This is a genomic window from Actinoplanes sp. NPDC048967 (assembly GCF_040649415.1).
Classification (GTDB): Bacteria; Actinomycetota; Actinomycetes; order Mycobacteriales; family Micromonosporaceae; genus Actinoplanes.
On record NZ_JBEZFL010000001.1, the window covers coordinates 426489 to 445810 of the forward strand.

At 73.9% G+C, this 19322-nt stretch carries 18 protein-coding genes and 1 pseudogene; 10 read left to right on the plus strand and 9 right to left on the minus strand.

What is annotated here, in order from left to right; translation table 11 throughout:
* Positions 1-60: 60 nt before the first annotated feature.
* Positions 61-1494, plus strand: coding sequence for an NAD(P)/FAD-dependent oxidoreductase (locus AB0C12_RS02030; protein ID WP_360543153.1), 1434 nt, complete (start codon positions 61-63; stop codon positions 1492-1494).
* On the opposite strand, the gene AB0C12_RS02035 is transcribed toward AB0C12_RS02030, so the two are convergent.
* A complete protein-coding gene (locus AB0C12_RS02035; protein ID WP_360543155.1) occupies positions 1484-2080 on the minus strand; it encodes a dihydrofolate reductase family protein in 597 nt (198 codons plus the stop codon). The genes AB0C12_RS02030 and AB0C12_RS02035 overlap by 11 nt on opposite strands.
* 104 nt (positions 2081-2184) lie before the next feature.
* Between AB0C12_RS02035 and AB0C12_RS02040 the strand changes: the two genes are divergently transcribed.
* The 3 genes from AB0C12_RS02040 to AB0C12_RS02050 all read left to right on the plus strand — a co-directional run bounded on the left by AB0C12_RS02040 (position 2185) and on the right by AB0C12_RS02050 (position 4813).
* Positions 2185-2520: an STAS domain-containing protein gene (locus AB0C12_RS02040; protein ID WP_360543157.1), complete on the plus strand. Its 336-nt coding sequence runs from the start codon at positions 2185-2187 to the stop codon at positions 2518-2520.
* Positions 2521-2525: 5 nt separating this feature from the next.
* Positions 2526-3149: a maleylpyruvate isomerase N-terminal domain-containing protein gene (locus AB0C12_RS02045; protein ID WP_360543159.1), complete on the plus strand. Its 624-nt coding sequence runs from the start codon at positions 2526-2528 to the stop codon at positions 3147-3149.
* Positions 3150-3280: 131 nt separating this feature from the next.
* Complete coding sequence (locus AB0C12_RS02050; RefSeq protein ID WP_360543161.1) at positions 3281-4813, plus strand: glycosyltransferase family 39 protein; 1533 nt, start codon at positions 3281-3283, stop codon at positions 4811-4813.
* Positions 4814-4834: 21 nt separating this feature from the next.
* Here the strand turns inward: AB0C12_RS02050 and AB0C12_RS02055 are convergent, their stop codons facing one another.
* Positions 4835-5824, minus strand: a complete 990-nt coding sequence (locus AB0C12_RS02055) for a lamin tail domain-containing protein (protein ID WP_360543163.1) — start codon at positions 5822-5824, stop codon at positions 4835-4837.
* A gap of 322 nt (positions 5825-6146) precedes the next feature.
* On the opposite strand from AB0C12_RS02055, the gene AB0C12_RS02060 reads away from it, so the two are divergent.
* Entirely contained in the window at positions 6147-6641 is a 495-nt protein-coding gene (locus AB0C12_RS02060) for a molybdenum cofactor biosysynthesis protein (RefSeq protein WP_360543165.1), read from the plus strand.
* A 15-nt stretch (positions 6642-6656) separates the two neighbouring features.
* Here AB0C12_RS02060 and AB0C12_RS02065 read toward each other — a convergent pair whose 3' ends face one another.
* Positions 6657-7916: a vanadium-dependent haloperoxidase gene (locus tag AB0C12_RS02065; protein WP_360543167.1), complete on the minus strand. Its 1260-nt coding sequence runs from the start codon at positions 7914-7916 to the stop codon at positions 6657-6659.
* Positions 7917-8158: 242 nt separating this feature from the next.
* On the opposite strand from AB0C12_RS02065, the gene AB0C12_RS02070 reads away from it, so the two are divergent.
* Complete coding sequence (locus AB0C12_RS02070; RefSeq protein ID WP_360543169.1) at positions 8159-9229, plus strand: hypothetical protein; 1071 nt, start codon at positions 8159-8161, stop codon at positions 9227-9229.
* Positions 9230-9266: 37 nt separating this feature from the next.
* Here the strand turns inward: AB0C12_RS02070 and AB0C12_RS02075 are convergent, their stop codons facing one another.
* A complete protein-coding gene (locus AB0C12_RS02075) occupies positions 9267-10550 on the minus strand; it encodes a methyl-accepting chemotaxis protein (RefSeq protein ID WP_360543171.1) in 1284 nt (427 codons plus the stop codon).
* A gap of 156 nt (positions 10551-10706) precedes the next feature.
* Here AB0C12_RS02075 and AB0C12_RS02080 point away from each other — a divergent pair, with 156 nt between their 5' ends.
* The 3 genes and pseudogenes from AB0C12_RS02080 to AB0C12_RS02090 form a co-directional block, all read left to right on the plus strand.
* The gene (locus AB0C12_RS02080; protein ID WP_360543173.1) at positions 10707-11264 is read left to right on the plus strand and encodes an RNA polymerase sigma factor; all 558 of its coding nucleotides are present in this window, start codon (positions 10707-10709) and stop codon (positions 11262-11264) included.
* Positions 11261-12328, plus strand: a complete 1068-nt coding sequence (locus AB0C12_RS02085) for a hypothetical protein (protein ID WP_360543175.1) — start codon at positions 11261-11263, stop codon at positions 12326-12328. The genes AB0C12_RS02080 and AB0C12_RS02085 overlap by 4 nt, the downstream gene beginning before the upstream one ends.
* Before the next feature lie 92 nt (positions 12329-12420).
* Positions 12421-13206: pseudogene (locus AB0C12_RS02090) on the plus strand (glycosyltransferase 87 family protein); the annotation flags it as partial.
* A 248-nt stretch (positions 13207-13454) separates the two neighbouring features.
* Here AB0C12_RS02090 and AB0C12_RS02095 read toward each other — a convergent pair.
* Together AB0C12_RS02095 and AB0C12_RS02100 are read right to left on the minus strand one after the other, a co-directional pair.
* Positions 13455-14318, minus strand: a complete 864-nt coding sequence (locus AB0C12_RS02095) for a P1 family peptidase (protein ID WP_360543177.1) — start codon at positions 14316-14318, stop codon at positions 13455-13457.
* Positions 14315-15883: an MFS transporter gene (locus AB0C12_RS02100; protein WP_360543179.1), complete on the minus strand. Its 1569-nt coding sequence runs from the start codon at positions 15881-15883 to the stop codon at positions 14315-14317. The genes AB0C12_RS02095 and AB0C12_RS02100 overlap by 4 nt, the downstream gene beginning before the upstream one ends.
* Positions 15884-16219: 336 nt before the next feature.
* Between AB0C12_RS02100 and AB0C12_RS02105 the strand changes: the two genes are divergently transcribed.
* Positions 16220-16582 carry a YciI family protein gene (locus AB0C12_RS02105; RefSeq protein WP_360543181.1) on the plus strand — a complete coding sequence of 121 codons (363 nt, stop codon included), beginning with the start codon at positions 16220-16222 and terminating at the stop codon, positions 16580-16582.
* A gap of 332 nt (positions 16583-16914) precedes the next feature.
* Here the strand turns inward: AB0C12_RS02105 and AB0C12_RS02110 are convergent, their stop codons facing one another.
* Genes AB0C12_RS02110 through AB0C12_RS02120 form a run of 3 tightly spaced genes read right to left on the minus strand, consistent with a single transcriptional unit; the run spans position 16915 to position 19180 of the window.
* The gene (locus tag AB0C12_RS02110; RefSeq protein WP_360543183.1) at positions 16915-17892 is read right to left on the minus strand and encodes an ABC transporter permease subunit; all 978 of its coding nucleotides are present in this window, start codon (positions 17890-17892) and stop codon (positions 16915-16917) included.
* Positions 17889-18788, minus strand: a complete 900-nt coding sequence (locus tag AB0C12_RS02115; RefSeq protein ID WP_360543185.1) for an ABC transporter ATP-binding protein — start codon at positions 18786-18788, stop codon at positions 17889-17891. The genes AB0C12_RS02110 and AB0C12_RS02115 overlap by 4 nt, the downstream gene beginning before the upstream one ends.
* Positions 18785-19180 (minus strand): GntR family transcriptional regulator, encoded by a 396-nt coding sequence (locus AB0C12_RS02120; RefSeq protein ID WP_360543187.1) that lies wholly within the window; start codon positions 19178-19180, stop codon positions 18785-18787. The genes AB0C12_RS02115 and AB0C12_RS02120 overlap by 4 nt, the downstream gene beginning before the upstream one ends.
* Positions 19181-19322 lie beyond the last annotated feature (142 nt).

Below are 19322 nucleotides of genomic sequence, written 5' to 3' on the forward strand. Positions count from 1 at the left end.
GGGAGGTACGGATCCGCCCCCGGCCCCCCGCCGCTCCCGCGGGAGTGGTACGCAGAGCGCATGACACAGAGCACCGGGACCGCGTACGACGTCATCGTGCTGGGCGCCGGTCCGGTCGGGGAGAACATCGCCGACCGCGCCGTGCGGGGCGGGCTGACCGCCGTCCTGGTCGAACACGAGCTCGTCGGCGGCGAATGCTCGTACTGGGCCTGCATGCCGTCCAAAGCCCTGCTGCGCCCGGCCGAGGCGGTCCGCGCCGCCCGGCAGGTCGGCGGGGCGGCCCAGGCCGTGACCGGCACCCTCGACGTGCCGGCGGTGCTCGCCCGGCGCGACTCCTTCACCAACGACTGGTCCGACGCCGGTCAGGTGGAGTGGGTCGAGGGCGCGGGCATCTCCCTGATCCGCGGCCACGGCGCCCTGACCGGCGTCCGCGAGGTCACGGTCACCGCGGCCGACGGCGGCACCACCGTGCTCACCGCCCGCCACGCCGTCGCGGTCGCCACCGGCACCGACGCCGCTGTGCCGGACATCGACGGGCTGCGCGCGGCGCGACCCTGGACCAGCCGGGAGGCGACCAGCGCCCGCAAGGTGCCGGGCAGCCTGGCGATCATCGGCGGCGGGGTGGTCGCGACGGAGATGGCCACGGCGTACGCGGGCTTCGGCACGAAGGTCACCGTGATCGCCCGCAGCGGCCTGCTGGGCGGCATGGAACCGTTCGCCGGTGAGCTCGTCGCCGCGGCGTTGCGCGAGCGGGGCGCCACGGTCCTGCTGGGCACCGCCACCACGCGGGTCGCCCGGACCGCCGACGGTGTCGAGATCCGGACCGGCGACGGTGCCACGATCACCGCCGAAGAGGTGCTGGTGGCGACCGGGCGCACACCGCGTACCGGTGGCATCGGCCTGGAGACCGTGGGGCTCACCCCGGGTGACTGGATCACCACCGACGACACCATGCGGGTGCCGGGGTCCGACTGGCTCTATGCCGCCGGTGACGTGACGCACCGCGCGCTGCTCACCCACCAGGGCAAGTACCAGGCCCGGGCGGCCGGCGACGTCATCGCGGCCCGGGCGGCCGGCGCGCCGGTCTCGGACGCGCCGTGGGGCACCCACGTCGCGACGGCCGACCACCGCGCGGTCCCCCAGGTCGTCTTCACCGACCCGCAGGTGGCCTCGGTCGGGCTCACCGCGGCGGCCGCACGCGAGGCCGGACACCAGGTCCGCGTGGTCGACTACGAGATCGGCCGGGTCGCCGGGGCGAGCCTGCACGCGGACGGGTACGCCGGCACCGCGCGGATGGTGGTCGACGAGCAGCGCGAGGTGGTGCTCGGCGTGACCTTCGCCGGACCGGACGTCGCCGAGTTGTTGCAGTCGGCGACGATCGCGGTCGTCGGTGAGGTGCCCCTGGCCCGGCTGTGGCACGCGGTGCCGGCGTACCCCACGATCAGCGAGATCTGGCTGCGGCTGCTGGAGGCCTACGGCCGGCCTACCCGGTGACCACCGGGCGGTAGCGGGCGATGATCACCCCGGTGGTGGTGGTCACGGTGTCGGCCAGGGTCATCGTCCGGTGCGCCGCGGCCCCCTCGCCGAACAGCCTGGTCCCGGCGCCCAACGCGAGCGGGTGGATCGACAGGACGTACTCGTCGACGAGCCCGGCGGCGGCCAGGGCCCGGACGAGCCGGCCGCTGCCCAGCACCACCAGGGCCCCGTCGACCTCGGCCTTGAGCTCGGCCACGGCGTCGGCGGCCGCCCCCGTGACCAGCACCGAGTTCTGCCACGGCAGCGGCCCGGCCAGAGTGCGCGAGACCACGTACTTGGTCTTGCGGTTGAGCACCTCGGTGTACGGGTTGCCGTCGGTCTGCCCGGCCCAGAACCCGTGCAAGCTGACGTAGGTTCGCCGCCCGAACAGCATCGCGCCGTCCTCACCCATCCCCTTGCCCATGGTGGCGGCCGCGACGTGATCGGCGTAGGGACGGGCCCAGCCGCCGTACCGGAAATCGCCCCTGGTGTCCTCGTCGGGACTGCCCGGTGCCTGCATGACGCCGTCCAGGCTCAGCTGCTCCACGACCACGATCTCGCCCACGGTGCTCTCCTTCCTCCGGGCCCGCCGTGCGCGGGCCTGCACCGGTTACTCGAACGGGCGGTCCTCGGATCGACAATCTTGGGGCGGCGACTATCGTGTGGTGAATGCCGAACGACGCCGTGGTCACGTATCAGCAGGTGGACGCCGATGGTCTGGTGGTCGCCGCCCTCGCCGGGGAGATGGACCTGGACCGCGCGGACGCGGTCCGCGACAGCCTGGCGGCCGCCGCCGCGAGCGGCGAGTGCCGGTATCTGAACGTGGACGTCAGCGAGGTCACCTTCATCGACTCGTACGCGCTCGGGGCGCTGGTGAGCGCGCGCAACACCGCGGCCAGCAACGGGGTGTCGCTGACCCTGACCAACCCGTCGCAACCGGTCCGCAAGGCCATCCAGGTGACCGGCCTCAGTCACGTCTTCGGCCTGCCCGCCACGACTGAGTGAGGGCCATGGACTATCGCCGCAACTACCGGGCCGCCGCCGTCTCCTTCGCCGACCTCGTGTCCCGGCTGCCGGCCGACCGCTGGGACGGCCCCGGCACCGGCGACTGGAGTCTGCGCGAGCTGGTCGGCCACACGGTCGGCTCCGCGCTGCGCCAGGTGCCGCCGGTGCTCACCGTCACCGGCGGCGTGGTGACGCTGCACGCGCCGGAGGACTACTGGGCGTTCGCCCGGTCCGCGCCGCCGGAGCTGTACGCCGCCGCGACGGCAGCCTCGACGGCCGACGCCCGGGAGACCGGCGCGTGGCTCGGCGACGACGCGGCCACCCGGGTCAGCGAGCTCGCCGGGCAGGCCACCGCGGCGCTGGCCGCGGCGAACGACGACGACGTGGTGACCACGCCGGCCGGCGGCATGCGGGTCCGGGACTGGCTGCCCACGCGGACCTTCGAGCTGGTGGTGCACGGCACCGACATCGCCGCCGCCACCGGGTTGACCTTCGACGCGCCACCGGACGCCGTGGCCGAGGCCGTCGCGCTGGCCGCCCGGGTCGCCGCCGCGGTCGGCGACGGCGAGCTGGTGCTGCGCGCGCTCACCGGCCGGGCCGGTCTGCCGGAGAAGTTCTCGGTCGTCTGACGCTGATGACCGAACGCCCGGAAAGTGACCAGGTGCACACTTCGCAGCCGGTCGTCCTGCCCTCTACAGTGTCAGTTCGATCCGGGGCAGTTCGATCCGGCTCGATTCCGTCTCCGCGGACGAGGAGTGACGTGACCCTGGTGGCTCCGGCGACCTCGGACGCCGCTCCCGGGGCAGCACCCCGGGACGACGGCGCCGACGGCGTGCGGGTGCCGGCTCCCCGGGTCCGGATCCCGCAACCGTTGCTCGTCTGGGGCCCGGCCGTGCTCCCCGCACTGCTCATGCTGGTCGTCGGCCGCATCGGCCTGCGCCGGCCGGCCGTCGGCTGGGACGAGAACGCGACCTGGCTGGCCAGCCAGCGCACCCCGGCCCAGATCATCGACCTGGCCCGGCACTTCGACGGCGTGATCTCCCCCTACTACCTGTTCATGCACTTCTGGACGGGTGTCTTCGGCGACTCGGAGTTCTGGCTGCGCGCGCCGTCGCTGCTCGCGGTGGCGCTCGGTGTGGGCGTCTCGGCCGAGCTGGGCCGCCGGCTGTTCGGCCCGGCGACCGGCCTGCTCGCCGGGCTGCTGCTGGTCACCGTGCCCCAGCTCTCCCGGTACGCCCAGGACGCCCGGGCGTACGGCCTGGCCTTCCTCTTCGCCACCCTCGCGACCCTGCTGCTGCACCGTGCGCTGCGGCAGCCGTCGTGGGCCCGCTGGATCGCGTACGGCGTCACCGTCACGCTGCTCGGCCTCTCGCACATCCTGGCGCTGCTGGTGCTCGTCGGGCACGCGTACGCGGTGGTGACCCGGGCCCGCCGGGACCCGGCCGCGGTCCGGCCGACGCGCTGGTTCGCGGTGACCGCCGTGGCCGTGCTGCCCGTGCTGCCGTTCGTCTATCTCGGGCTCACCCAGCGCGGCTCGCAGCTCGACTGGCTGCCGCCGATGACCGTGCGTCAGGTGCTCGACGCGCCGGGCGACATCTTCGGGGCCGCGGCGGTCGGCCTGCTGCTGATCGGCCTGGCCCTGGTGGCCCGGCACCGCGACGCCCGGCTGCTGCGCGAGTTCGCCGTGCTGGCGGTCGCGCCCCCGGTGGTGCTGATGGCCGTCTCGTTCGTCACCTCGTCGCTGTGGGTCCCGCGCTACGTTCTCGTCGTCGTGCCGGCGGTCTGCCTCTGCGCGGCCGTCTCGCTGCGGGTCGTGCCGCTGCGGGCCGTCGCGGCTCTCGTGCTGCTGGCCGCGGTCGGTGCGCCGGCTCAGCAGCGGCTGCGCGCCCAGACCAGCCACATGGGCCCGGACTTCCGCACCGTGGCGCGCCAGCTGGAGCAGCACCAGCAGCCCGGCGACGTGATCGTCTACGGCACCTCGGGCACGTGGTCGCTGCGCGCGGGCATCGACTATCAACTGCGCGGCCGGGAGAAGCCCCGCGACGTGCTGCTGCGCACCCCGGCGGCCGAGGTGGGCGAGCTGGACGCGGTGCAGTGCGCCGATCAGGTGGCGTGCCTCGGCTCGGCGCGGCGGGTGTGGCTGTTCCGCTGGCAACCGGCCGGCCGGCAGCTGACCGCCGAGGCTCCGTTGTCGGGCGCCGGCGCTCTCGGTCCGGTGCTCACCAGCCGATACCAGCCGGCGGGCGTCTGGCGCGCCACCAAGGCCAACCTGGTCCTCTTCGAGCGCCGCTGACCACCTGCGGGGCGAGCGGGGTCAGCGGCGGGCCGGTGTCGCGGGGCAGGACAGCACGCACGGGTACTGCATCCACGCCCGCAGGTCGCCGCGCGGGTCGAAGAGGTAGGCGCCGTCGCCGTGGGCCTGCTGGTCGAAGGTCGGGTTGTCGAAGACGGGGGCGGTCTGGCCCCAGTACTTGTGCGTCGCGGTGGGCGTACCGGATCCGACGTGGACGTAAACCGCGCCCCGCGCGGGCAGGACCGTGCCCGCCGGGAAGGTGTAGCGGCGCAGGGCGGAGTCGCGCACCCACCAGCCCGCGACCGGGACCGGCGCCGCCGACCCGTTCTCCACCCGGACCCATTCGCCGTTGAGGTTGCGGTCGTCGGCGCCGTCGGCGTCGTAGTTGACCACCACGCTGAGCGGGCTGGTCTGGGCCGGTCCGCTCCCGCACGCGTCGGTGTCGAAAAGGTTGACGCCGTCGCGGGCCGCCTGGGCCTGGGCCAGCCGGTAACGCGAGTTCCAGGCCCACTCGGCGCCGAACGGCTGCCACAGCGCCAGCCCGCGGCGCATCAGGTCCAGGCCGACGTCGTGCCAGCTGCCGTTGATCCGCACGGCGACGCTGCGCAGCGGACGGGACCGGCTGCTGCTGGACGCCTGCTGGGCGGTCAGACGGACCACTCCCCCGCCGGCCTTCACCAGCTGCTCCAGGCGTGCGGTGGCGGCAAGGCTGTGACACTCACCGCGGCGGCGCTGCACCACCGAGGAGTAGACGGTCTGTTCCATCGCCTGCGCGTTGATGAGGCGGATCGAACGCGGCGTGGTGGTGCCGTCGCCGGCCACGTCCACCGACAGGGTGTCGCCGTCGTTGACGCGTACGACCTTGCCGGTCCAGACCAGGCACGTGGGGCTCGGCGCGCTCGGCAGGCACGGCGTCGTCGCGGCTGCGGCCGCGGCCGGCGTCGCGGGCGTGACGGCGAGCGCGCCGGTGATCGCGGCGGCGCCGATGGCGCAGACGAGGCGACGGAGCATGCCTGACCCATCGACCGGCCGAGCCCGTGGGTGAGGAAATCAGGGACAGTGCAGGGCCGGCTCGTGGCCAGTTGCGCTTCCGCAGCGGCCAGCCGGCCCAGTGGCCGGTCGACAGAAGGCCTTTCCTGCTGCGCGTCGCCGCGGTGGCGCTGTCGCTCGGCATGGTGGCCAGCGCGGTCTATGTCGTCCTGCTGGCGAACTCCGCCGCGAACCGGGATCACCGCGATCAAAGACGACCCGTGTCTCCTTCTGATCGGGGAGGCCGACGGCAGGACCTACATCTACCGACCCGCGAGCGGGTGGTGAGACCTAAGCTTCCCTGGTGCCGACCCCGCCGGAGATCGTCCAGCTGCTCGCCTCCCCCGTTCACCGCTTCGAAGGACGCCCGGCGGACGGCCCGGCGCCCGCGCCCGCCGGCGAGCTCGTGGACGAGGTCCGCATCCGGGCCGGCCTGGGCATCGTCGGCGACCGCTACTTCGGCAAGCAGGCGCACCGCGACGCGAGCATCACCGTCATCGCGGCCGAGTCGCTGCCCGCGGGCGCCGACCTGGTCCAGGTCCGGCGCAACATCCTGGTCCGCGGCATCGCGGTCGACGACCTGGTCGGCGCGGTGCTGGTCCTGGACTCCGGCGACGGCCCGGTGGCCCTGCAGGTACGCCGCCGGGCCAACCCGTGCGCATGGCTGGACACCACGATCGGCCCCGGCGCTTGGCGGGCGTTGCGCAACAAGGGCGGCATCCGCTGCACCCCGCTGAACGACGGCACCCTGCGCCGGGGACCCGTGACGGCCACAGTGGAGGGCCGCTTGTTCACATGACCTACGAGACACCCCCTAGCGGCGGGGGCGGAACTCGTGGGCCAGCACGTCCCGGGCCACCCGGGTGCCGACCTGGGCTCCCTGCACGTCGGCGCTGCGGAAGTGCACGCCCGCCCAGATCCGGGCCTCCACCACCTCCGCCAGCGCCTGCGAGAAGCTGGTGAACGAGCGGGTGGTGCCCGAGTCGGCACTGTAGGCGCTGAACGCCAGGTCGTCGCGGCCGAAGAAGGTGCGCAGCGCGAGCATGACGGCCGAGGTCGAGCAGGTGTGCCCGGAGGTGTGGTCCGGGAACGGCGGCGTCACCACCAGCGGCGTCCAGGCCGGGTCGGCCGTGGTGGCCGGGTTGCCGTCGGTGTCGGCCAGCTGGACCGCGGTCACCGGGCGCCAGAAGTTCCAGTGCTTCTTCTCGGCGAAGCAGGCGGTCAGGGCGTCGGCGTTGGCGATGTCGGCCATCGCGAACATCCGGGCCGTCTGCAGCGGGCTGAGCCGCCGGCTCTGCGCGAGGTCCCGCTTGATCTGCCACTCGCCGAGGCGCCGGTCGTGCCACCACAGCGCGGCCTGCGTCTGGTCCGCGGTGCGCGCGGTGCTGGCGGCCGAGCCGAGGGCCTTGACCTCGTTGAGCTCCCGGGCCCAGGCGGCGCTGGTCAGAGCGGGCGGGCCGGCGGTGCGGTAGGCAGTGGCATCCCTGACGACGAACGGCCGCAGGTCCGCGAGCCAGGCGCCGTCCTGGGCGAACGCGGGCGGGGTGGGCCGCCACTGCCCGGGCGCGGTGCTGACGTTCCAGGTGCCGGTGCCGAACGCGCCGTCGTCGCGGCGGGCCTCGATCATGGCGGCGGCGGCCCGCTCGCCCACGGCGAGGCCGCCACGCTTCGCCCGCCCGTCGGGGATGGCCGCGAGCGCCTGGTCGTACTGGGCGGTCAGGGCGGCCGTCTGGGCCGGGAAGAGCGAGACCAGCACCCGGTAGGCCGCGCCGGCGACAGCGGCGTCGGCCGAGTCGCCGCGCCGGCTGCGCGGAGCGATCAGGTACGGCTGGTACGGCGCCCCGGCCACCGCGTTAACGGCGTCGTACACGGCTCCCTGCACCATCGCGAAGCTGCGTCCGGTCACGTTGGGTGACTGGCGGGCGACCTCGTAGATGGCCGTCTGCGCGTGGACGTTCCAGGTGATCACGGCGTTGGGTGTGGTGGCGGCCAGGGCCGGTGTGGGTGTCAGCACCGCCGGCCCGGTCAGAGTGAGCGCGGCGAGCACGGCCGCGGCCCGAGTCCTCGAGAACATCGTTTCCCCCGTCGATGACGGCCGCCGCAACACGCCGGCCGGGTACAGCCTGCGACCGGGCCCGGCGGCCGACAAGAGATCGAAATGCGGAAATGTCTCGGGTATCAGCCCGGGCACCTTTTGGCTCTTTACCCGGCCCGACGCGGATGCCGTCTGCATCCTGCAGCAGACTGCCGGGATCGGCGGGCCCGCGACCGTGGCTATCATCGGCAGCCACGGACGCCGGTGGAGGTCGACGCGACATGAGCACCACGCGCACGCGGCTCGGCCTCGTTGCCGCGCTCGTGGCGAGCGCAGCCCTGCTGGCGTTGCCGGCCGGCGGCCAGGCGCAGCCCGCAGCGCCGGTCACCGCGGCGGTCGCCTGGCCGCAGGCCCAGCGCGGCACCGTGCAGGCGAACCTGCCGGACGGCGCCGAGTACCGGCCGGGCCTCTTCCTCGACGCCCGCACGTCCCTGGGCACCGCGGCGAGCACCGACGACCGCTACCTGCGCCTGGTCCGCGTCGGCGCGGACGGCACGGTCCGCCAGCTCCGGCGGCTGCCCCGGGCGGAACACCCGTCCTTCCAGGCACTGACCGTCACCGGCGACGTGCTGGCCTGGGTGGAGAGCACCGACGGCGGCCGGTTGCGGCTGTTCACGGCCGGCCTGCGCGACGCCCGGCCGCCCCGCGAGCTGACCGCCGACCTGGGCCGGGCCGAGTTCTACCAGTCGCAGTACGACCTGGTGATCGCCGACGGCCGGGTGCACTGGGTGGCCGCGGACACCGGTGACGTCACCCAGCTCCGCTCGGTCGCGCTGACCGGCGGGCCGGTGGACGTCCGCCGGGAGACCGGCACGTGGAAGCTGTCGGCGTGGCCGTGGCTGGTCAACGGGGTCAACGACAGCTCGGGCAGCACCCTGCTGCGCAACCTGGGCACCGGCCGGGACAGTCCGGTCGGCCACGCCCGGGACCGGGCCATCACAGCCTGCAGCCCGGCCTGGTGCCGGGTGGCGTCGCTGACCGGGGACGGGCTCAGCCGCATCGAGCTGATGCGCCCCGACGGCAGCGACCGGCACCGCATCGCCGGCGACACCGCCGCGACCGTGATCGTCGACGTGGCGCCGCTGGACCGCTTCGAGGTGCTCTCCCGGATCGGCCCCAACTCGGAGCTGACCGGCAACAACGAGCTGATCGCGGTGGAGATCGCCACCCGCCGGACGGTGGAGATCAGCCCGGACGCCGGCTCGGTGTCGTACCGGGGCGGCATGCTGTGGTGGTCGACCGGCAACCTCGACGCGGTCGTCTGGCACGCCCTGGACCTGCGCACCATCTGACGACCGACGACCGACGACCGGCTCAGGCCGGGACGGCTCAGGCCGGGACGGCGAGTTCCTCCAGGCCGGCGAGGACCTGCTCGGCCGCCGACGTCGCCGTGGCCAGCTGGCGGGTGACCTCGGCCAGCACGGCGGCCTGCTCCTGCATCGCCGCCGCGATGTCGGTCTGGACCTCGTACAGGCCGGCCACCGCCGACGTGGTCGAGCCGAAGGTGCTGGCCACGTCGCCGGTCTGCGCGACGATCGCCTGGATCACGCCGTTGACCCGTTCCACCGACTCCGCCGTCTGCTGGGCCAGCTGCTTGACCTCGTTGGCCACCACACCGAAGCCCCGGCCGGCCTCCCCGGCCCGGGCCGCCTCGATGGTGGCGTTCAGCGAGAGCAGGTTGGTCTGCCCGGCCAGCTGCGCGATCAGCGCGTTGACCGTGGCGATCTCGCCGACCGACGACTCCAGGGCCCGTACCTTGTCGGCCGCGGTCGAGGCGGTGTCCTTGCCCGCGGCGGCGCTCCCGGCCGCGTCGCGCGACTGCCCGGCGATGTCGTGGACCGCACCGGCGAGCGCGCCGAGGGCGGCGTCGACCGCGGTGACGGCGGCCAGGGCGGCACGGGCCTGGTGGCCGATGGCCAGCGCGTCGGCCGAGAGCCGCTCTGCGCGGACGGCCGTCTCGGCGGCGCGGACCCGTTCCGCCTCGGCCGAGCGGGCCGTGGCCTGCTGCTCGGCTTGCGCGGTGGCGGAACGTTGCGCCTCGGCGGCCTCGGCCAGTACCTCGTTCTCGCGTTCGGCCTGCTCGGCGAAGTGCCAGAGGACGATGATGCCGATCACCTCGAGGGTCGCCAGGCCCGCGTGCAGGGCGACCTGGCCCAGCCCGTCGAGCACCGACATGTGGTGCATGCCGAACACCCGCTCCGGGTTCATCAGGCCCAGGGAACCGTGGTGCAGCACCACGATGACCACGGCCCACAGCAACGGCGCCCACTGCTGGTAGAGCGCGACGAAGACCAGGACGGCGTACAGGTGGATGTGCATGGCCATCTCACCGCCGGACAGCTCGATGGCCGCGAACGTGCAGGCGATCAGCCCGATGCTGGTGACCGACGCCCGGGCCCGGGGCTCGCGCAGCACGGCAGCGACGACGGCGAGGGCGCCGATGCCCGCCGGCAGGGCCAGCGCTTCCCACGCGGGCATCGGCCCGAGCAGTCCCAGCAGGACCAGCGCCGGCAGGTGCGACCACAGCAGAGTGGTGACGATGCGGTGGCGCGCGGCCCAGGACTCCGGGGACAGCCGGGCGCCGCGCGGCAGACGGGACGCGAGCGTGGTCATGGCACCATCATCCGGCCTGCGGCAGCGCGGCGAGGCGGATCGTCGAAGTCGGCCGGACCGGGTCCGGGAAAAGAAATCGGCCGATCCGGTAACCGGGCGGGCGGTGCCGGACCTGAACGTTTCGACGAGGCCGTGCGACGAGGGGAGAAGGCCGGCGTGAGCGACGAGGAGGAGTTCACGGCGTTGTTCCGCCGGCACTATCCCCGTGTGCTGGCGTTCGTGTCCCGCCGTACCGATCAGGCGCGGGCCCATGACGTCGTCGCCGAGACCTTCGCCACCGCCTGGCGGCACTTCGCCCGGCTGCCGGCGGAGCCGCTGCCGTGGCTCTACCGGGTCGCCCGCAACAGTCTGGCCAACGAGGAGCGGGCCGCGCGCCGCCGGGCCCGGCTGTTCGAACGGATGGCCGGCGGAGGTGTGCCGTCCGCACCGGACCATGCCGTCTCGGTCGTCGCGGACGCCGGACTGCGCGAGGCCCTGAGCCGGTTGTCGCGCCTCGACCGTGAGGCGCTGCTGCTGATCGGCTGGGAGGGCCTGGACCACGATGCCGCCGCGCACGTGCTGGGCTGCACGGCCGTGACGTTCAAGGTACGGGTGCACCGGGCCCGACGCCGCCTCGCCCGCCTGCTGGCGGCGGCCGATCAGGATCAGGCGCCGCCGCCGTCCCGGCCGTACGAGTTGCACACCGCCGCTAGCCAGAGGGGAAAGTCCGCATGACCGAGCAGGACGCCATGACCCGGCTGGCCGCCGCCAATCCCGTACCGGATGCCGACGTGCACGACTCCGCGACCTCGACCCGCGCGCTCTTCCTGCAGCGGGCCGTGCTGGCGCAGCCGCGCAGCCGGCGCCGTGGGTTCTTCCTCCCCGGCCCGAAGTGGCGTTACGCCGTCGTGCCGGCCGCGCTGGCCGCCGTGGCCGCCGCCGCGTTCGCCGTCGTGAACCGGACGTCCCCGCCGCCGCGACCGCCGGTGCAGGCCGGGGCGAGCACGGCCACGCCGCGGAGCATCCTGGCCGCGGCTGCCACGCAGGCCGAACGCGAAGGCCCGCGCGGGCAGTTCGTGCATGCCACCGGCACCGTCGCGCGGATCGTGCACCTCGGGCCCGGCGCCGGTTACGACGTCATCCGCGTCGACACCGTCCAGAGTGTCCAGCCGGCGGCCGGGCTGCCCGGTGAGGGCTGGCTGACGATCGGCGAGCGCGGATCGAGTGTGCGGCCGCTGACCGCCGCCGATGCGACCGCGTACGTCGCGGACGGCTCGCCGGGGCCGGCGGAGCTGCCCGCCGCCGGCGAGCAGACCCTGTATCCGGACCTGGCCGGCGACGAGCCGTACGCGGGTGAGCTGGGCGACCTGCCGGACGACCCGGCGCGGACCGGGCCCGCGATGCTCGCCTGGCTGGCCGAGGCCGGGCAGGAGCTGCCGCCGGACCCGCAGGGCTGGCTGTTCCGGACGGGCACGAAGCTGCTCGACACGTTCACCGCGGTGGCGGGCGGGGCTGACCGGGCGAAGATCTACCGGATGCTGGCCGGGCTGACCGGGGTACGGACGCTGGACGGGGGCGCGGATCCGCTGGGCCGGCCGGCGCGGGCGCTGGCCTACACGGCAACCACACCACGCCACGGGCTCGTCGAGTGGCAGGTGTATCTCGGGCCGGACTCCGACCGGATCACGTACACCCAGGCGGTGGTCCGGCAGCCGGGTGCGGCCAACGCCGGTCTGCCCGCCGGTGCCGTGCAGTACAGCGCCGCCGTCACCGCGGTCACGTGGAGCGACAAGCCTTGAGCCGGGGCGTCCGTACCGTCGCGGCCTGCGGCCTGGCCGCGCTCCTGGTCCTGGTGGTACGGGTCTTCGACGCGCACTACCGCTTCTTCGACATGGTCATCTACCACGACGCGATCCGGTGGTGGAGCAACGGCGGCGAGCTGTACGACTACGTCGCCCCGGTACGCGGCGACCTGGGCTTCACCTACCCGCCGTTCGCGGCGTTCGTGCTCATGCCGGTGTCCCGGGTCCCGGCGGCGACGGCGGGCTGGCTGAACGCCGCGGGCAGCGTGCTGGCCCTGACTGTGGTGCTCGCTGTGCTCGCCGCCCCGATCGCGGCCCGGCACGGCCGAGGGCTGCGACTCACGCTGGTGGCGGCCGTGCCGCTCGCGCTGTGCACCGAACCGGTCCGGCAGACGCTCGGCTTCGGGCAGGTCAACCTGTGGCTGTTCGCCCTCGTGCTGCTCGACCTGGTGGTGCTGGGCCGCACCGGCTCGCGCTGGGCCGGCGCGGGCGTCGGCATCGCCACCGCGATCAAGCTGACGCCCGGCCTGTTCATCGTGTATCTGCTGGTCACCGGCCAGTGGCGGGCGGCGCGCACGGCGACGGTGACAACGGCGGCGCTGACCGGGGGCGCGTTCCTGCTGGCCCCGGCGGAGTCGTTGCGCTACTTCGGCGACCTGCTGTGGCAGACCGACCGGGTGGGCACGGCGGCCGCGCTGACCAACCAGTCGCTGACCGGCCTGCTGGCCCGCCTGGCCGGGACACCGGCGGCGCCGGCCGGCTGGTGGGTCCCGCTGTGCGTGTTGGTCCTGGTGGTGGGCCTGCGCCGGGCCCGCCAGGCGTACGCGGCCGGCGACACCGTGACGGCGCTGACCCTGACCGGCCTCACCGCCAACCTGGTCAGTCCCATGTCCTGGACCCACCACCTGGTGTTCCTGCCGGTCGCGGTGCTCGTGCTGGCCGACATCGCAGCCCAGCGCCGTGATCCCCGGCCGGCGCTGGCCGCGGTCACCGTCTACGCCCTCAGCGTCGTCTCCCCGATCTGGCTCGTCCCGGACGACAGCAGCGGCGCACGGACCCTGATCCTGCGCAACGCCTTCACGCTGATGCTGCTGGCGCTGGTGGCCCTGCTGCCCTGGCGGACCTACCCCGGTGGGGCGACAGCGGCCCGGACCGCGGCGGCGACCGTGTCGACGGTGACCGCGCGGAGCAGGTCGAGATCGGTGTCGGCCTCGGACTCGCCGGTGGCCAGGGCCACCACCGCGTCGCCGTCGTAGCGGGAGTGGGCGGGGTGGATCGACCGGGCGAAACCGGTGTGGCCGCTCTGGGCGAGCAGGTAGCAGTCGTTCTTGGCGAGCCGGGCGTCGGTGAGCACGACGGCCACGGTGGTGTTCTGCATGCCGTACGGGGCTTGCGGACGAACCGCCTCGGGTGCGGCGCCGAAGAGTGGCTCGCCGTCGGGGGCCAGCACGTCGCCCCAGGCGTTGACCACGACGACGGCGGCCACCCGGGCGGTGCCCACCTGCCCCTCGGCCAGGCCCAGACCACCGGGGTCACGCCGGCCGCGCCACGTGCCCGTCCCAGCGCCCGTGCCCGCGCCGACCCGGCCGCTGGTCAGTTCCGTGCCGGCGTACGCGGCCAGCGCGGCGGCCCGGCCACTCGCCGCGTCGGGTGGTCCGGTCCGCACCGAGCCGTCGAAGATCGACATCCCGATGACGATCGGCACCGGCCCGGCGGGCGTCGGGAAGCCGCTCCCCCGCTCGCGCAGCAACGCCATCACGCCCTCGGCCGCGGCCAGCCCGAACGCGGATCCGCCGGAGAGGACGACCGCGTCGACCCGGTCCACCAACCGGGTCGGCTCGAGCAGCGCGAACTCCCGGGTGGCCGGCGCGCCGCCGCGGACCTCACCGGAACCGACGGTCCCGGGCGGCGGGAGGATGACGGTCACGCCGGTGTCCACCCCGGTCCAGTGGCCGGCCCAGGCGGACAACAACTGCGGTGCGCTCATGGTCCCATCTTTCCTCCCGCGGCGACGGGCACGCGCGCGGTCCGGCGGACCGTCACCGCCAAGGCGACGATCAGGTACGGCGCTGAGAGAACCGCGAAGGCAACCCCGTTGCCGGCGCCGGCGGCGACCAGGGCGTAGGCGCCGTAGACGCCGATCGTGGCTACGTCGGTGGCGGTGCCGGCGAGGGACGTGACGGTGGCCCGGCTGGTCCCGGTGATCCGGTCCTGGAGCCGGGCGTCGGCCAGGACGGTGGCCAGTTGGAAGCCGCAGAACGCCACCGCTACCAGGACGAATCCGGCCGGGTGGGCGACGAGAGCGCCGGCGGCGAGGGCCACGCCGGAGCCGGCCAGGAGGACGGCGTAGCCGCGGCTGCCCAGGCGCTCGCCCAGCGGGGTGAGCAGTCCGCCCGCGGTCACGCCGAGCCAGACCAGCAGGAGCAGCATCGGGACGGTCTCGCGGGTCACGCCGGTGCCGGCGGCCAGCAGCGGGGTGTACTCGTCGAGCGCGCCCCACACCGCGGTCACCACGGCGAGGAGCAGCACGGCTGTCCGCACCGCGGGGTCGGCGCGGACCTCGGTCAGGCCGGCGCGGAGACTCGCCCACCAGCCCGGATCGTCGCCCTCGTCTTTCTCGTAGCCCTCGCCCTCGCCTTTCTCGTAGCCCTCGCCCTCGTCGGCGCCCGCGGCTGGCAGGGTGGGTGCGCCCGGCAGGACCGGCGCACCCGACGGGATCGGCGCACCCGGCAGGATCGGCGCACCCGGCAGGACCGGCGCACCCGGCAGGACCGACGCACCCGACGGGACCGACGCACCCGGCAGGACCGACGCACCCGGCAGGACCGACGCACCCGACGGGACCGACGCACCCGACGGGACCGACGCACCCGACGGGACCGACGCACCCGGCAGGACCGACGCACCCGGCAGGACCGACGCACCCGGCAGGACCGACGCACCCGACGTGACCGACGCACCCGGCAGGGCGGACACGGCCGTTCGGTGCTCGGGGAAGCGGGTGGCGACCAGCGCGGCAAGGATCCCGGCGAGCACGCTGGCCGCGCCGACCGCCGGATAGCCGCCCGCGGCGAGCACCGGACCGGCGAGCACGGTCGCCACCAGCACGCCGACCGTCTCCGCCGTGCGGGCCCGGCCCATCGTGCGGGCGTAGCGGTGCGCCGCGCCGAGGTGGGCGAGCTCGCTGTAGACGAGCGCCTCCAGCGATCCGGAGGCGAGCGCCCCGCCGGCGCCCCAGAGCAGGAACCCGACGGCGAAGGCCGGGTACGAAGGCGCGAGCACCCAGAGCGCGAACGCGGCAGCGCCGGCCAGCGGGGCCAGGCACAGCAGTAGTCGCCGGGAGACCGCGTCAGCCCAGGCGCCGGAGGGCACCTCCAGCACCGTGCTGCCGGCTGACCAGATCACGAACAGCGAGGAGATTTGCCAGACCGACAGGCCGGTGTCACTGAACAGCAGCGCGTACACCGGGTAGAGCAGGACGAGATCGGCGAGGAACGCGTACGCGTAAAGCGTGGCAGCCAGCCGGCGCACGCGTGCGGAGTCGAGGGTCATGAGGCCTTCCCGTGAAGTCGGAGCGGACGCCGGTCACACGGCGGCCGCGGCGGCCCACGGGTCTGGCCTCTACGGGTGGATCAATGTCGCCAGGTCATGAGGTGATGGTAGGCGGCCGACAGGTGCCCGGGCCAGGCCATTTGTCATCGTTTTGCCGTCGCCCTGTCACCGCCGGGCCTACCCTTCCCCACGGCTTCGCCGCCGTCGCAGCCGCAGATACGCACCGAGGTGTGACCGGTTGGCAGAAATCACGCTGGGGAGTGTCGGATCGACTGGATGCCGTTCGTGGCGTATGCAGGGCCGGACGTCGGGTCCGGACGATCAGAGGGAGCGGATATGGCTGAGTACCTCATCTACTTCAATCAGCAGTGGGTGGGTGACCACACCGAGGAGTGGTTCAGCGGGCGCGGTCCGCTCGCCCGGGCCGTTGTCGATGAGATCAAGTCCGCCGGGGCATTCGTGTTCGCCGGCGGCCTGGAGGAAGAGGACGGCCCGGTCTTCAGCGCCGACGCCACGAGCGGTGAGGTGGTCTTCGCCGACGGGCCCTACGTCGAGAGCAAGGAGTTCCTCGGTGGCCTGACGATCGTGGACGTGCCGGACGAGGCGACCGCCCGGATGTGGGCCGGCCGGATCGCGGAGGCATGCGGCTGGCCGCAGGAGGTCCGCCGGTTCAAGCCGCCGCGCGTCCTGCAGGGATGAGGTCGTCACTCGCCGGCTGAGGCTCGCAGGTCGGCAAGGATCCGACCGGACACGGCTCCGGGCGCGGCCAGAAAGGTGCCGCCCCGGAGCCGGCCGGCCAAGACGGTCGCCGGCCATACGGTCGCCGGCTGAAGCCGGACCGGGATGGGGTCGAGCGGCAAGCCGCTGTCCTGCCGCGTGTGACCGGCCCGATGATGCCGAACGATCCGCGCCGGCTCGGCGACTATGAGCTGCCCAGTCGTCTCGGGCCGGCCACGGCGCCGGCGGGGATCCACGGCGTGGGGGTCGTCCACCGGGACCTGGAGCCGCGGAACGTGCCGTCCTCGGGACAGCTAGATCATCCGGCGCCGTACCCGCCACACCACCACACTGATCAGGACCGCCGCGGCGGCGACGAACAGGGCCGCCTCGATGAGCTGGAATGTCCAGAACCGGTCGGCCGGGTGGTAGACCTCGAACTGCTGGATGCCCCGCGCGTGCAGGAACTGGTGGAGGTTGGTGCCGGCCCGGTTGGCGGCGTCCTCCAGCTCGTAGTACTCGGTCGAGCTCAGCCTGCGCCCGGTGGCGTCGGCGTAGCCGCGTTCGATCATCCAGTCGGCGAAGCCGGACAGGGGCCGGTGCCCCGACTGGGCCGTCGAGCCGCCGACGGGGACCGGCTCCACGGTGGTGAGCGGCGTGGCGTAGGCGGGACGGGCCAGCAGCGCCACCGCCATCCGGCTGGCCAGGAACGCCCCGAACGCGACGCCGAACGCGGGCAGGCTGCGCCGCAGGATCGCCCCGGCGGCGGTGGCGACGCCGAACGCGAACAGCGCGTACGCCACCGGAACGAATCCCTCCAGGTCGAAGGCGTCGTACTGGAACCGCCCTTCCCACGCGTCGAACGGCTGGCGGAACCAGGTGAGCTCCGCGGTGAACATCCCGGTGAGCGCGACCGTGACGCCGGCCAGGGCCGCGAGCTTGGCGGCCAGCCAGCGCATCCGCGGCACGGCCTGCGTCCAGGCGAGCTGCCAGGTGCCGTCCTCCAGTTCACGCGCGAGCAGCGGCGCACCGAGGAACGCGCCGATGACGACGGGGACCAGATAGAAGGCCGCCAGGAGGTTCTCGACGTACCCGTACTCCTCGTCGAGCCGGCGGAAGGAGGACGCGCAAGCGTCGGTGACACCCGCTGCTCCCGCACACCGGGCGGGACCGCCGGGGAACAGGTCGTGGGCCTGCGTCCCGAGCACGAGCAGGGCGACGCCGAACATGCCGACCAGCAGACCCAGGACGCAGACCTCGGTCCGGTGCTGACGCCAGATCAACCACGTCATGAAGCCACCCCCGACGTGACCGCGGCGCTCGGCTCGGACGTCCGGCGCAGGTACGCCAGCACCAGGTCCTCCAGCGCGACCGGCTGGGCCTGCCACCCCGGCGCGGCCGGGATCCCGCCGTCGCGTACCAGCAGGGTCGTGTGGCGGTCGCTGTGGACGGCCTCCACGACGGTGCCCGCCCGGTCGAGGTCGGTGGCCGTGCGCGGGCCGACGAGCAGCCGGTGCTCGGCGAGGAGGGCGTCGATGTCGCCGGTGAGCGTGACCCGGCCCTGGTTGAGCACGACCAGGTGGTCGCAGGCGCGCTCCAGTTCGTGCACGACGTGGGAGGAGAACAGGACAGTCACTCCGCCTTCGGCCACCGCACCCATGAGGACCTGCATGAACTCGTGCCGGGCCAGCGGGTCGAGGCTGGCCACCGGCTCGTCGAGGACCAGCAGGTCCGGCCGCTTGGCCAGGGCCAGAGCCAGCGCGACCTGGGCCTGCTGGCCGCCGGAGAGCGTGCCGGCCCGGCGGTCGAGCGGGATGCCCAGCTTCGCCAGCCGGCGCTCGGCCAGCTCCTGGTCGAACCGCAGATTGCAGGCCCGGCCGAAGCGGAGCATCTCGGCGACCGTGAAGCGCTTGTACAGCGGGTGGTCCTGGGCCAGGAACCCGACCCGGGACAGAGTCTGCGGGGTGCTGGCGGTGACGTCGTGGCCGAGGACCTCGACCGTGCCGGTGCTCGGGGCCAGCAACCCGACGACCAGGCGCAGCAGCGTGGTCTTGCCCGCACCGTTCGGCCCGACCAGGGCGATCACGCCGCCCGCCGGCAGGGCCAGGGTGCAGTCGCGCAGCGCCCAGCCCTTCCGGTACCGCTTGCCCACACCGTCGGTGCGCAGCGCGAACTCGGTCGCTGTCACGCCACGTCCTCGTTCCTCGTCTGCTGGAGGACGGAGGCGAAGAGCGCGTTGACCGCCTGCTCGTCGAGGCCGGCCGCGTGGGCGCGGCGCAACCAGGTCGCCAGGCCGCGGCGCAGCGACGTGTACGTCGATGCCGACATCGCGGCCGACTGCTGGTCATCGACGAACGTGCCCTGCCCGGGCCGGCCGGTGACCAGGTTCTCCTGCTCCATCTGCCGGTACGCCTTGGCGACGGTGTTCGGATTGATCGCCAGGTCCTCGACCACCTCCCGGATGAGCGGGAGGCGGTCACCGGGTTGGAGAAAGCCCAGCAGCACCGCCTGGCGGACCTGCTGGACGAGCTGCAGGTACGGCGGCACGCCGGAGTGGGTGTCGAGCCGGAAGACGAACACGGGAGCCCCTTACTGCTTTACTAGTACCCTAGTAAAGCAGTAAGGGGCTGGTCAAGGGAGCCGCGACGAGGCGGTCCCATGTGGCACGGAAGGGGGAGCAAGGTCATCACCGGTCCCCCTAACGTCTACCAGGACACAGCGG